At 67.0% G+C, this 14,008-nt stretch carries 11 protein-coding genes; 7 read left to right on the forward strand and 4 right to left on the reverse strand.

From position 1 onward, the window contains the following. Positions 1-54: 54 nt before the first annotated feature. A complete protein-coding gene (gene lppU, locus AC5ZH6_RS04440) occupies positions 55-615 on the forward strand; it encodes an LppU family putative lipoprotein (RefSeq protein WP_014358881.1) in 561 nt (186 codons plus the stop codon). A gap of 145 nt (positions 616-760) precedes the next feature. Here the strand turns inward: lppU and AC5ZH6_RS04445 are convergent, their stop codons facing one another. The 3 genes from AC5ZH6_RS04445 to AC5ZH6_RS04455 form a co-directional block, all read right to left on the reverse strand. After that, positions 761-2,428, reverse strand: coding sequence for a class I adenylate-forming enzyme family protein (locus tag AC5ZH6_RS04445; protein ID WP_014358882.1), 1,668 nt, complete (start codon positions 2,426-2,428; stop codon positions 761-763). Further along, positions 2,425-3,390, reverse strand: a complete 966-nt coding sequence (locus AC5ZH6_RS04450; RefSeq protein ID WP_006372461.1) for a cyclase family protein — start codon at positions 3,388-3,390, stop codon at positions 2,425-2,427. The genes AC5ZH6_RS04445 and AC5ZH6_RS04450 overlap by 4 nt, the downstream gene beginning before the upstream one ends. A gap of 149 nt (positions 3,391-3,539) precedes the next feature. Then, positions 3,540-4,376, reverse strand: a complete 837-nt coding sequence (locus tag AC5ZH6_RS04455; protein WP_081484703.1) for a TetR-type transcription factor C-terminal domain-containing protein — start codon at positions 4,374-4,376, stop codon at positions 3,540-3,542. 91 nt (positions 4,377-4,467) lie between these two features. Here AC5ZH6_RS04455 and AC5ZH6_RS04460 point away from each other — a divergent pair, with 91 nt between their 5' ends. Next, positions 4,468-6,222, forward strand: coding sequence for an AMP-binding protein (locus tag AC5ZH6_RS04460; RefSeq protein WP_014358884.1), 1,755 nt, complete (start codon positions 4,468-4,470; stop codon positions 6,220-6,222). Positions 6,223-6,255: 33 nt separating this feature from the next. Here the strand turns inward: AC5ZH6_RS04460 and AC5ZH6_RS04465 are convergent, their stop codons facing one another. Further along, positions 6,256-7,638 carry an aminotransferase-like domain-containing protein gene (locus AC5ZH6_RS04465; RefSeq protein ID WP_014358885.1) on the reverse strand — a complete coding sequence of 461 codons (1,383 nt, stop codon included), beginning with the start codon at positions 7,636-7,638 and terminating at the stop codon, positions 6,256-6,258. Between the two features lie 192 nt (positions 7,639-7,830). On the opposite strand from AC5ZH6_RS04465, the gene AC5ZH6_RS04470 reads away from it, so the two are divergent. The 5 genes from AC5ZH6_RS04470 to AC5ZH6_RS04490 are packed head-to-tail and all read left to right on the forward strand — an operon-like array spanning position 7,831 to position 13,986. Then, positions 7,831-8,679: a nitrilase-related carbon-nitrogen hydrolase gene (locus AC5ZH6_RS04470; protein WP_014358886.1), complete on the forward strand. Its 849-nt coding sequence runs from the start codon at positions 7,831-7,833 to the stop codon at positions 8,677-8,679. Between the two features lie 26 nt (positions 8,680-8,705). After that, positions 8,706-10,127, forward strand: coding sequence for a dihydropyrimidinase (gene hydA, locus AC5ZH6_RS04475; protein WP_014358887.1), 1,422 nt, complete (start codon positions 8,706-8,708; stop codon positions 10,125-10,127). 7 nt (positions 10,128-10,134) lie between these two features. After that, the gene (locus AC5ZH6_RS04480) at positions 10,135-11,160 is read left to right on the forward strand and encodes a TIGR03842 family LLM class F420-dependent oxidoreductase (RefSeq protein WP_006372475.1); all 1,026 of its coding nucleotides are present in this window, start codon (positions 10,135-10,137) and stop codon (positions 11,158-11,160) included. Position 11,161: 1 nt separating this feature from the next. Beyond that, a complete protein-coding gene (locus AC5ZH6_RS04485; RefSeq protein WP_014358888.1) occupies positions 11,162-12,493 on the forward strand; it encodes an aspartate aminotransferase family protein in 1,332 nt (443 codons plus the stop codon). Beyond that, positions 12,490-13,986 (forward strand): CoA-acylating methylmalonate-semialdehyde dehydrogenase, encoded by a 1,497-nt coding sequence (locus AC5ZH6_RS04490; protein WP_014358889.1) that lies wholly within the window; start codon positions 12,490-12,492, stop codon positions 13,984-13,986. Before AC5ZH6_RS04485 ends, AC5ZH6_RS04490 begins: the two co-directional genes overlap by 4 nt. Positions 13,987-14,008 lie beyond the last annotated feature (22 nt).

Below are 14,008 nucleotides of genomic sequence, written 5' to 3' on the forward strand. Positions count from 1 at the left end.
GTCGTACTGTTTCTCCGGCGATGGCAGGGGGCCAGCGTGAAGGGGGAATCCAGAATGGTGCGATATCTGTCGGCGAGGCTCGTGGGTGCGCTCGGGGTGCCGGGGCTGATTGCGCTTGCGCTGACCGGCTGTTCGGCGCTGCCGTTCAGCAAGTCCACGCCGGTCTCGTCGGTCACCGAGAGCCAGGACGCCGGTGGCGACGTCGACTTCGACGCCGCGATCGGGCAGTGCGTCTACCTGTCCGGCACGATGATGGACGCCAAGATCGACCACGCGACCTGCGGACAGGCGCCCGCCAACTATGTGGTGGTGGCCAAAGCGCCGACCAAGGAGGCCTGCCCGTCCGATGTCGACCAGACCTACTACGTCACCCACGGCGGCACACAACAGGGTGCACTGTGCCTCGACACGGATTGGGTTGTCGGGCAATGCATGACGGTGCCGAGCTTCGGCGACCCGGCGCACGTCCCGTGCAGCTCCACCGATTCCGACGCCCGTCGCATCCTCGCCGTCCTACCGGGAGCGACCGACGAGAGTGGTTGCCCGGACGCGACAACCAACTACTACACCTACGATCAGCGGCACAAGGTCGTCTGCGTGGAGAAGCTGAGCTGAGAGTTCGGCGCCGACAGCGCCCGTCCACACGCCGACAGCGCCCAGCAAAGCGCTGTCACGGCGCTGGTGAGCGCTGTCGGCGTTGAACTGGGCGCTGTCGGCGGTGAGGAGAGCGCTGTCGGCGCTGGGGAGGGCGCTGTGGGTGTCAGCCCTGGTCGCGCAATTCCCGCCGCAGGATCTTGCCGGTGACGGTCTTGGGGAGATCCCCGACCACCTCCACCGAGCGCGGGTACTTGTAGGCGGCCATCTGCTCCTTGCAGAAGGCGATCAGTTCGTCGGGATCGACGGACTGTCCCTCCCGAAGGGACACATAGGCTTTCACGGTTTCGCCACGATAGTCGTCGGGTACGCCGACCACAGCTGCCTCACGCACCGCCGGATGGGTGTACAGCACGTCTTCGACCTCACGTGGCCACACCTTGTAGCCCGAGGCATTGATCATGTCCTTCTTGCGGTCGACGAGATAGAACCAGCCGTCGGCATCCATGAAGCCGACGTCACCGGTGTGCAGGGCGCCGCCGGGGATCGACTTCTCGGTGGCCTCCGGCTTGTTCCAGTATCCGGGCACCACCTGTGGGCCCGACGTCACGAACTCGCCGACCTCACCGACGGCGACGTCGTTGCCCGCCTCGTCGACGACGCGCACCACCGTGTTGAACACCGGTACACCCACCGACAACGCTCCCGACGCGGGATCGACCGGCGCCCGAACACCCAGCGGCACACCGTGAGACGGAGAATTCGTCTCGGTGAGTCCGTAGATGTTGTGGATGTAGGCCCCGAAGACCTGCTCGAGCCGATCACCCATCGCCGGGGCGATGGGCGCGCCACCGGAGTACAGGATCCGCAGACTCTCGAAGTCGTCGGCGCCGGCACCCGGCGCCGATGCGAGAGCGTTGAACGCGGTGATCGCGGCGACCGTGAACACCGGACGGTGTTCGCGGATGGCGTCGAGCATGACCGACGGCTCGAAGCGATGTGCCAGGATCAGTGGTGAGCGGGCGATCATCGCGAACATGACGTGACCGACCAGTCCGGTGATGTGGAACAGCGGCGCGATACCAAGGATTCCTTCGCCGGGTTTCAGTCCGGTCCAGTCCCGATAGGTTTGCGCGTTGAACGCCAGGTTGCCATGAGTGTTCATGGCGCCCTTGGGATTACCGGTGGTTCCCGACGTGTAGGCGAGGACGGCCAGATCATCGGGACCGGGGGAGACATCCGGGAGATCACCACCGACGAAGTCGTCGATGATGGTCACCAGATCGAGAGTCCCCTCGGGCCGGGTGCGCTCGAGCTCGGCGAACAACCGGGGATCGCCGCGCGTCTGGAAGTCCAACGCGGAGCACGTGATCACGGTGTGCACCGACGTCGACCCCGACTCGATGACCCCCTTGGCGACACCGGTGTAGAGATCGTCGAGGGTGAGCAACGCCACAGCACCGGAATCAGTGAGCAGATAGGTGAGCTCGCGGGCCTTGTTCATCGGGTTGATCGCCACGGCGGCGCCGCCGGCCCGCCACGCGGCGAGGAGTCCGATCACGAACGCCGGATTGTTCTGGACGTACAGACCGAGGCGATCGTCATCGCCGAAACCGTGCTCGCGCAGCGTGACCGCGACGGCACGCGAGGCGCGATCGACCTCGGCGAAGGTCAACGACTGATCGAAGTAGATCAGGAAGACGTCGTCGGGATTCTCGGCGACGGCGGCGTCGAACAACGCCAGGCCCGACGCGTACTCCGTCGTGATGTCACCGGCGGTGCCCGGTGGGTACAGCGACAACCACGGCCGCGCGGCGTAGAGACCCTCGCTCACTTGATCACCACCGGGTTGACCGGCGAGCCGGTGGCGTTGTGGATCTTCAACGGTGCTGCGACATAGAAGAACTCGTACACTCCGTCGTCGGCGCAGTCGGCGGCGAGCTTCTCGAGATCACAGATCTCGGTGAAGGCGATGCCGAGGTTGCGCATCAACGCGTTGTGCAGCACCAGGGCGACACCGTTGTTGGGGTCGGTGGTGATCTCGTTGGCGATGGTGTCGGTCACCAGGTTGGGGATCTCCTTGGCCTGGAACCATTCCACGAGTTCGGGCGAGTAGACCAGGCCCGGCTCGCAGAAGTCGTCGTAGAACTTGTCGCCCTGCTGGAAGAACAATTCGAGATGGTTGGTCCGGATGATCAGGATGTCGCGCGGCTTGATCTCGATTCCCTGTGCCTGCGCACACTTTTCGAGATCGGTGTGATCGTAGGTCTCGCGCGGGCCGAGGTGGTCGACGCCGCGGTGGCGCGCCATGTCGAGCAGTACGGCCCGGCCGGCGACGCCACGCTCGGCGATCGGCTCGACGCTGGCCTTGTCGAGGCCACCGATGGTGGTCCGGGCGTCATACCCGTTCCAGATCTTGCCGCCGTACCAGACGTGGCCCAGGGCGTCGTACTGCGTGGAGCCCTGCAGGAAGGCGTTGATCTTGTCGTCGGCGTAGTGCAGGCCGCCGGGGAATGCGGGGCCGTCGCCACCGTCGTCCCAGTGCGACTCGTCGAGGATCATCTCGCGGGTGGCGGGACTGCGGCCCGGCCAGACCGGGTCGCCCTTCGGGTCGCCGATCAGGCGTTGCAGGGTGAACAGTGCGCCCTTCTTGATGAGCGACGCGCCGGCGATCACCTGTTCGGCGGTCAGGTAGTTGAGGCTGCCGACCTCGTCGTCGGGTCCCCACTTGCCCCAGTTGGTCGGCGCGTTGTCGAGGAGTTCGGTGAGTGCAGGAGCTTCGGGAGCGGTGGTCATCGTTGATCCTCCAGTGATGAGCGAATGTTCTGAACTGTCCGAGCGATCGTTCAGGTCGGGTTCAGTGAGATGAGCATCACAGACGTTCCCGGGGTGCGTCAACCCCCGCATCACAGCGATGTGCGGGTGGTGAGATGTGGCGTGCGAGTTCAGTTCTGCTGAACTCGATGGCCCATCATCGCCAGGGCGAGTTCGGCGTATTCGGCGGCGACCTCGGCTGGTGATTGCGGGCCGCCGGGCGAGTACCAGTAGGGCAACGCCATGCACATCGTGGCGATGGCCCGGCCGGTGTTGTGCGGGTTGGGGGTGGTGAACTCGCCGGCCGCCACGGCGTCCGCGGCAACGACGTCGAGGTGCTGTTGGACACGGCGTCGGGAGTCGGCGACGCGGGTTCGGTCGGGCTCCTCGAGGCTGCGCATCTCGGTGGCGGCGATGAAGGCGAGGTCGCGCCGGTGCGTGTGGCACAGGGCGAGCGCCTCCACCATGAGCGCGAAAGATGGCACCGGATGCGGATTTTCGTCGGCAGCCGCCGACATCCGCCAATGCACCTCGGTCATCATGACGTCGAAGAGTGCGACGAGTAGCTGCTGTTTGCTCCGGTAGTGGTGATAGATCCCGGCGACGCTGATACCCGCCGCGCCGGCGACCACGCGCATCGTGGCACCGTGATAGCCGGTCTCGGTGAACACCTCCACCGCGGCCGCCAGGACGGGGTCGAGGTCGAGGTCGGCGAAGTGTCGCCAGTCGTCATCCCCGCGCGGCGGGGTCGGACGGACGAAGGTATCGCCGGCCAGCAGGGCGCCTGCGGTCACCCCGAGCACCGCGGCGACGGCGTTGAGTCGTTCTACGGTGACCGCGACCTTGTTGTTCTCGATCGCGCTCATCGTGCCGACACTGACCTCGAGGCGCCCGGCGAGATCACGCAGGGTCATCCCCGCGCTTTCCCGCGCTCGTCGCACCGCACCGCCCACCGCAGGTTCAGTCACGCTGAACAATGTACGGGCCGAGTCGGGCGCGCGCGGCGATTCGTGCGTTCACCACTGCTGCACGGGTTGCGGCCGTACACTCACGCACGCGATGCGCACATCAGACGACCCCGATCCCCGACGATCGACGAGCGGCCCGGCCCCCGGCGACTACGACCGGCGCCCGTGGCTGGTCCACTATGCGCCGGATCTGGGTGCGCACCTGACAGCGGGCGCTGCGAATGCATTGCAGATGTTCGAGGCGACCGTCGCCGACCGGCCCGATGACAACGCGCTGGACTACCTCGGACAAACGATGACGTGGCGGGAGGTCGACGAGGCTGCCGACGCGGTGGCCGGTCTGCTGGTCGCGCGCGGCTTCGCACCCGGCGATCGACTCGCCATGCTCCTCCAGAACGACCCCGCGTTCATCATCTGTCTCGTCGCGGCGTGGCGGGCCGGCGGGATCGCCGCGCTCATCAGCCCGATGGTCACCGCCGACGAACTCCGGCAACGACTCCGCGACCACACGCCGACAGCCCTGGTCGCACTCGACGACCTCTACCTCGACGTCGTCTCACCACTGCTCGCCGACGGAACCTGCAGCGTGCGCGTCGTGATCACCACGTCACCGCTGGACGGACCGAGCGGTCCGGTCGACGAGCCGAGGCTCTTCGCCGAGGTCACCCGCCGCACCGTCGCCGATGCCGTCGACCTGCACACCCTGATCGCGAATGGGCAAGCGCGACAGAGCTTTGCGCCTCGACCTCTCGGCCCGCGGGACATCGCGGTGGTGATGGCCACCTCCGGGACCACCGGGCCGCCGAAGGGTGCGTGTCTGACCCACGCCAACGTCGTGTTCAGCGCGCACGTCTACCGACGATGGTGCGCACTCGGGGCCGAGCCGATCCTCGCCGCCTCGCCGCTGTTCCATGTCACCGGCCTGATCGGGGCCGCGGCGCTGTCGATGCTGACCGGGTCCCCGCTGGTGCTCACCCACCGGTTCCGGGCCGACGTCGTCCTCGACGCGATCCGCCGCACCCGGCCCCGGTTCATGGTTGCGGTGATCACCGCCTACATCGCACTCGCCGACGAACCATCGTTGTTGCCAGGGGATCTCGACTCCCTGGAGTTGCGGCTGTCCGGCGGTGCGCCGATCGATCCGGCGATCGCCTCGCGCCTACAGGAGCGTCTCGGAGGCTACATCCACAACGTCTATGGACTGACCGAGACGTCGTCGCCGTCGCACATGGTGCCCATCGGCGCGCAGGCGCCCTTCGACTCCGAAACCGGGGTGCTCTCGGTCGGGGTGCCGGTCTTCGACACCGTCGTGCGCGTCGTCGGTGATGACGGAGCAGATCTACCGCCCGGCCAGATCGGCGAGCTGGTGGTCTCCGGCCCGCAGGTGATCGGCGGTTACTGGCGTAACCCTCGTGCCGACGCCGAGGCCTTCGTCGGCGGCGAATTGCGCACCGGGGACATCGGTTTCATGGATACCGACGGCTGGTTCTATGTCATCGACCGCAAGAGCGAGATCATCAACGCCTCCGGATTCAAGGTCTGGCCCAACGAGGTCGAACGGGTCCTGCGCACTCATCCCGCGGTCGTCGACGCGGCGGTGGTCGGCATCCCCGACGACTACCGCGGCGAGTCGGTCAAAGCCTTCGTTGTTGTTGCCGAAATGGAAGCCTCCGAAAAGGATGTCGCCGAGGAGGATTCGGCGGAGATGATCGCGCCGACCGAGCAGGAGCTGATCGACTACTGCCGAGATCATCTGGCGGCCTTCAAGTATCCGCGCGAGATCGAGCTGGTCGGCGAACTGCCCCGCACCGCCACCGGGAAGTTGTTGCGGCGCAAGCTGCGGTGAGGTGTCCCTGTCCGACCCCACCACCGGCCCCGATCACCGCAACGGGTAGAAATCCGCCTGGTTTCCCGACGCCGCTGCCGCGAGGGTCGCCGCGACCCGCTCGACGTCGTCGCGCAGCGTGGCGATCGTGACGCGCACGTGGTCGCCGCCGCGCTGCGGCTCGACGATGAACGGATCGCCCGGTGCGACCTGAATACCGTTGGCGGCCAGATGGATCAATGCGTTGCGTTCGTCGGCGACCGGCACCCACACGTTGAGGCCGTCGGTGCCGCCGACGTCGATTCCCTTGTCCGCCAACGCCTCGACCAGTGCTGCACGGCGGGACCGATACGCCGCGCGGGCGTTGTCGACGGCGGCGACGGACGCCTCGTCGGTGAGCAGTTCGTAGAGCACCCGTTGCAGCAGCCGCGGGGTCCAGCCGGGTCCGAGCATACGGGTGGCGGTGACCCGGTCGATCACCTCGCGCGGACCTGTCATCGCGGCGATCCGCAGGTCGGGGCCATGAGACTTGGAGAAGCTGCGCACATGGACCACCTGATCGGGCAGCCACCGGCCCAGGCTGATGTCGGGGGCGGCCACGGCGGCACCGCTGTGGTCGTCCTCGATGACGACGCACCGCGTCCCCCGGACGGCACGCGCGAGATCGCGTGCGCGGGCCGCGGTCATGCTGACACCGGTCGGGTTGTGGGCACGCGGCTGCAGGAGCGCCACGGTGGGCGCCTGGGCCATCGCGCGGGCGAACGCATCCGGATCGGGCCCGTGGCGGTCGACCGGCACCGGGATGTGCTGCAGGCCAAGGGTGTCGAGCAGATCGAGGAACTGCGGAAACGTCGGGTCCTCGACGATGACGCGGTCACCGAAGCGGGTGACCGCCTGCAGCGAGCGGGTCACCGCGTCGAGGGCGCCGTCGACGACGGTCAGTGCCTGCGCCTTGGACGGCCAACGGGTGCGCAGCAGGTCGCCGAGCTCGGGAACCACGGGATGATCGTGATAGCTGGTCGTCGCGGCCCGCTCGGCCACATTCGACAGTGCGGCTTTCAGTTCGGGGAGCAGCTCGGGGTCCGGTGACCCCTTCGACAGATCGAGCCCGATGCTGCCGTGGGTGCGGGCCATCGTCGCGGTGCGCGACACCCGGGGCACCTCCGGTGAAACGGCGCCGTCGGCGACGAACGTGCCGCTGCGTCCGCGCGAGACCACCAGGCCCGAGCGGGACAACGCCTTCCACCCGTAACTGACGGTCGCGGGGGAGACCCCGAGCTGGGCGGACAGATCGCGCACCGTGGGCAGGCGATCACCCGGGACGAGTTCACCATTGCGGATCATCCGTCCGATGGCGCCGGCGATCCCCGCAGGCGTGGGGTCGTCGATCACGATGCGCTGCGGCGTCACCTCGGTGGCGGGGTCGTGCACGGTCATCGGATACCTCGGTGGGTCGGTCGGGGCGGTCGGTCGGGATCGAGAAGTGTCTTGAGGAGATTCTGTCGTTTCGGCCCCGCGGTCGTAACACATACTCCATAGTGAGAAATATTCCGGAAATGTTTACTCGCCAGAGTGTCATTTATTCAATCACAAGTTGACGAGTCCCACCGACGACGGAGGAAACAAGCGATGACCGTGATCAGAGCGGCGATCACCCAGGCGGAATGGACCGGGGACGAAGAGTCCATGGTCGTCAAGCACGAGGGCCTGGCCCGCGAGGCCGCGGCTCAGGGCGCGAACATCGTCTGCTTCCAGGAGCTCTTCCACGGTCCGTACTTCGGGATCGTCGAAGACGCCAAGTACTACGAGTACGCGCAGTCCGTCCCGGGCCCGCTGACCGAACGCTTCGCGGCGATCGCGAAGGAACTCGGCATCGTCATCGTGCTGCCGGTGTACGAGGAGCAGATGGCGGGCCTCTACTACAACACCGCTGCGGTCATCGACGCCGACGGCAGCTACCTGGGCAAGTACCGCAAGAACCACATCCCCGACGTCGACCGCTTCTGGGAGAAGTTCTACTTCCGGCCCGGCAACCTCGGCTACCCGGTCTTCGACACCGCGGTCGGCAAGGTCGGCGTCTACATCTGCTACGACCGGCACTTCCCCGAAGGCTGGCGGGAACTGGGTCTGAACGGCGCCGAGATCGTCTTCAACCCCTCGGCCACCAAACCCGGGCTCTCGAACCGCCTGTGGGAACTCGAGCAGCCCGCCGCCGCGGCCGCCAACCAGTACTTCGTCGCCGCCAACAACCGGATCGGCACCGAGAGCGGGGAATTCGGCGACAAGGCGGTCACCTTCTACGGCAGCTCCTACTTCGCCGACCCGCGCGGCAACTACGTCGGCGAGGTCGCCTCCACCGACACCGAGGAGATCGTGGTCCGCGACCTCGATCTCGACCTGGTGCGCACGGTCCGCAACGACTGGCAGTTCTACCGCGATCGCCGCCCCGACAGCTACGACGCCATCCCCGCCCGCTGACCGCGCCTTCTCGCGAGAGGATCTCCATGGCAACCACATTCATCCACGGCGGCACCGTCGTCTCGGCCACCGGCAAGGGCGCAGCCGACGTCCTGGTCGACGGCGAGCGCATCGTCGCCCTGCTCGAACCCGGCTCGACGGTGCTCGGCGCCGATCTGGCCACCACCGCCGACACCGTCATCGACGCCACCGGCAAGTACGTCATCCCGGGCGGCATCGATGCGCACACCCACATGTCGATGCCGTTCGGCGGCACCCAGGCCAGCGACACGTTCGAGACCGGCACGCGGGCCGCGGCGTGGGGTGGTACCACCACCATCATCGACTTCGCCGTGCAGAAGTTCGGTGAGCGACTGCAGGATTCGCTGGCGACCTGGCATTCGATGGCCGACGGTGAATGCGCGATCGACTACTCGTTCCACCAGATCGTCGGCGACGTCAACGCCGACTCGCTGGCCGCCATGGCCGGCCTGCAGGACGAGGGCATCACCAGTTTCAAACTGTTCATGGCCTATCCGGGCGTCTTCTACAGCGACGACGCGCAGATCGTGCGGGCCATGCAGGTCTCGGCCGAGACCGGGTTGCTGACCATGATGCACGCCGAGAACGGTCCGGCGATCGACGTCCTCGCCGAGCAACTCGTCGCCGCGGGCAAGACCGATCCGTACTATCACGGGATCGCCCGCGCCTGGCAGCTGGAGGAGGAGGCGACCCACCGGGCGATCATGCTCGGAAACCTCACCGGCGCACCGCTCTACATCGTGCACGTCTCGGCCAAGCAGGCCGTCGGCCAACTCGCCGCCGCCCGCGACGCCGGACAGAACGTCTACGGTGAGACCTGCCCGCAATACCTGTATCTCTCGCTCGAGGATCAGCTCGGCGCACCGGGGTTCGAGGGCGCCAAGTGGGTGTGCTCGACGCCGCTGCGATCCAAGCACGATCACCACCAGGACGAGGTGTGGCAAGCCCTGCGCACCAACGATCTGCAACTGGTGTCGACCGACCACTGCCCGTTCTGTATGAAGGGCCAAAAGGACATGGGCATCGGGGATTTCACCAAGATCCCCAACGGCATCGGCTCGGTCGAACACCGGATGGACCTGCTCTACCAAGGGGTGGTCGACGGCAAGATCAGCCTCGAACGCTGGGTGGAGATCACCGCGACCACCCCGGCCCGGATGTTCGGCCTCTACGGACGCAAGGGTGTCATCGCACCGGGCGCCGACGCCGACATCGTGATCTACGACCCCGCCGGGCACACGTCGATCGGCATGGGCAAAACCCACCACATGAACATGGACTACTCCGCGTGGGAGGGATACGAGATCGACGGCGCCGTCGACACCGTCCTGTCCCGCGGTTCGGTGGTCGTCGCAGACCGTGACTACGTCGGCACCAAGGGCCACGGGAAGTTCGTCCGCCGAGAACTCAGCCAGTACCTCATCTAGGAGCATCATGGATTTCGGAGTTGTCCTGCAGTGCCATCCGCCGTCGGCGCGCACCATCGCGCTCACCCGCCTCGCGGAATCGCATGGCTTCAGCCATGTCTGGACGTTCGACTCGCACGTGCTGTGGCAGGAGCCCTATGTGCTGTTCGCCCAGATGCTCGCCGAGACCCGGCGCGTCACGGTGGGGCCGATGGTCACCAATCCCGCGACGCGTGATTGGACGGTCACCGCATCGCTGTATGCCACGCTCAACGAGATGTACGGCAATCGCACCATCTGCGGTATCGGGCGCGGTGATTCGGCGGTCCGTGTCACCGGCGGCAAGCCGACCACCCTGCGTGATCTGCGCGAGTCGGTGAACGTCATCCGCGAACTCGGCAACTCCCGTGAGGTCGAGATCAACGGCTCCACGGTCCGATTCCCGTGGAGCTCCGGTTCGTCACTGCCGGTCTGGGTGGCCGCCTACGGCCCGAAAGCGCTGGCGCTGACCGGTGAGATCGCCGACGGATTCATTCTGCAACTCGCCGATCTCGACATCGCGTCGTGGATGATCGACACCGTCCGCTCTGCGGCCTCGGATGCCGGCCGCGACCCCTACGACGTGAAATTCTGTGTGGCAGCACCGATGTACGTCGGCGACGACCTCGATCACCAGCGTGATCAGTCCCGGTGGTTCGGCGGCATGGTCGGCAATCACGTCGCCGACATCGTCGAGCGCTACGGCACCGACGGCTCGATCCCGGCCGCCCTCACCGACTACATCAAGACCCGCGAGGGGTACGACTACAACCAGCACGGCCAGGTCGGGAACACCCACGCCGACTTCGTCTCCGACGAGATCGTTGACCGCTTCTGCGTGCTGGGGACCGTCGAGGACCACCTCACCAAACTCGAGGCGCTCGGCAAACTCGGTGTCGACCAGTTCGCCGGCTACCTCCAACACGACAACAAGGAGGAGACGATGCGCATGTACGGCGAGCACATCATCCCGACCCTCACCCGCGGCGGCGTCGCCGTGCGAAAGGAGCAGTGAGATGAGCACTCTCGAGAGCTCGGTGCACGAGCGCGCCTATCAGCTCGACCGCCAGTACGTCTTCCATTCGTGGTCGGCGCAGGCCGATCTGGACCCGATGGTCATCACCGGCGGCAGCGGTTGCCGGGTGTGGGACGATGCCGGGCGCAGCTACCTGGACTTCTCCAGCCAGATGGTCAACACCAACATCGGGCATCAGCATCCGCGTGTGGTGGCGGCGATCGCCGAGCAGGCACAGACGTTGTGCACCATCGCCCCGGCGACGGCCAACCTCGCCCGCGGCGAGGCCGCCAAACGGATCGTCGACCGTGCCCCCGACGGGTTGAACAAGGTCTTCTTCACCAACGGCGGCGCCGACGCGGTGGAGAACGCGATCCGCATGGCCCGCCTGCACACCGGCCGTGACAAGGTGCTCAGCACCTACCGCTCCTATCACGGCAACACCGGTGCCGCCGTCGTCGCGACCGGCGACTGGCGACGCGTGCCCAACGAATTCGCGCGCGGCCACGTCCATTTCCACGGTCCCTACCTCTACCGTTCGGAGTTCTGGGCGAGCACCCCGGAGCAGGAATGCGAACGGGCACTGGCACATCTGGAGCGAACCATCGTCGCCGAGGGGCCCGCGAGCATCGCGGCGATCCTGCTCGAATCGGTACCCGGGACCGCGGGAATCATGGTGCCGCCGCCCGGCTACCTCGCCGGCGTGCGCGCGCTCGCCGACAAGTACGGCATCGTCTACATCGCCGACGAGGTCATGGCCGGATTCGGCCGCACCGGAACGTGGTTCGCCTTCGAACCGCACGACGTGGTGCCCGACCTCATCGCCTTCGCCAAGGGCGTCAACTCCGGATATGTGCCGATCGGCGGGGTCATCATCTCCGACGCCATCGCCGAGACCTTCGCCCACCGGGTCTTCCCGGGCGGACTGACCTACAGCGGGCACCCGCTGGCGGCGGCGTCGGTCGTCGCCGCCCTCGACGCCATGTCCGAGGAGGGCATCGTCGAGAATGCCGCACGCGTCGGCGCCGAGGTCATCGGACCCGAACTCGAGGCGCTGGCAGCGCAATTGCCGATCATCGGCGAGGTCCGCGGCGTCGGCGTGTTCTGGGCGATCGAGCTCGTCACCGACCGCGCCACCCGGGAACCGCTGCCCGCGGCGCAGGTGGCCGGACTGAAGTCCGAACTCGCCGCGCGCGGGCTGCTCGCGTTCACCGCCGAGAACCGCATCCACGTGGTCCCGCCGTGCATCGTCTCCGACGACGAGGTCCGCGAGGCCATGGCCATCTATCGAGAAGTACTGTCCAGCACGACGATCGAAGGAGTGACGAAGTGACCACCACGGTGCTCGACCATTACGTCGGGGGCAAGGCATGGGCGGGGGATTCCGAGCGCACCTCTCCGGTCTACGACCCGGCGCTCGGTGAGGTCAGCAAGCAGGTGCGGTTGGCCAGTGCCGCCGACGTCTCGCAGGCCGTCGCCACCGCCGTCGGCGCCTTCGACGGGTGGGCCAACGCCTCCATCGCGGCGCGTCAGGCAGTCATGCTCCGCTTCCGCGAACTGCTCGCCGCGCGGCGCGACGAGCTCGCCGAGATCCTGACCGCCGAGCACGGCAAGGTGCTCTCCGACGCGGCCGGCGAGATCGCGCGCGGACTCGAGGTCGTCGAGCTTGCCCTGAGCATGCCGCAGCTGTCCAAAGGTGAGTTCTCCCAGAATGTCTCGACCGGTGTCGACGTGTACTCGGTGCGCGAGCCGGTGGGCGTGGTCGGGATCATCAGCCCGTTCAACTTCCCGGCGATGGTGCCGCTGTGGTTCTTCCCGCTGGCCATCGCGGCCGGCAACACCGTGATCCTCAAGCCCAGTGAGAAGGACCCGTCCGCGGCGAACTGGCTCGCTGAGCTGATGACCGAGGCCGGTCTGCCGCCCGGAGTGCTCAACGTCGTACACGGCGACAAGGAGGCCGTCGACGCCCTGCTGACCCACCCGGACGTCCCGGCGATCTCCTTCGTCGGGTCCACACCGATCGCGCGGTACGTCTACGCCACCGGCACCGCACACGACAAGCGGGTGCAGGCACTCGGCGGTGCGAAGAACCACATGCTGGTGCTGCCCGACGCCGACCTCGACCTGGCCGCCGACGCCGCGGTCAACGCCGGATTCGGCAGTGCCGGTGAGCGATGCATGGCGGTGTCGGTACTGCTGGCGGTCGACTCGATCGCCGACGAGCTGATCGAGCGCATCGCCTCCCGGATGGCCGGCCTGCGCACCGGCGACGGCCGCAAGGGCTGCGACATGGGTCCGCTGATCACCGCGGCCCACCGCGACAAGGTGTCGGGCTACATCGACATCGCCATGGCCGACGGCGCCCGCGTCGTCGTCGACGGTCGCGACGGCGAGTTCGACGGCGGCGCCGACGGATTCTGGCTGGGCCCGACGCTGCTCGACGGGGTGCCGCTCGACTCGGCGGCCTACACCGACGAGATCTTCGGACCGGTGCTCTCGGTGGTCCGGGTGCCCGGCTTCGCCGAAGGCGTCGAGATCATCAATGCTTCTCCCTACGGAAACGGCACGGCGATCTTCACCAACGACGGTGGGGCCTCCCGACGATTCCAGCGGGAGGTCACCGTCGGGATGATCGGGATCAACGTGCCGATCCCGGTTCCGGTGGCCTACCACAGTTTCGGGGGTTGGAAGGCGTCGCTGTTCGGCGACGCGAAGGCGTACGGCAGTGCCGGTTACGCCTTCTTCACACGGGAGAAGGCGGTCACATCGCGGTGGCTGGATCCGTCACACGGCGGCATCAACCTGGGTTTCCCCCAGCATGATTGACCCACTTCACTTTTCGGAGAAC

The organism is Gordonia sp. YC-XJ4 (assembly GCF_059511865.1).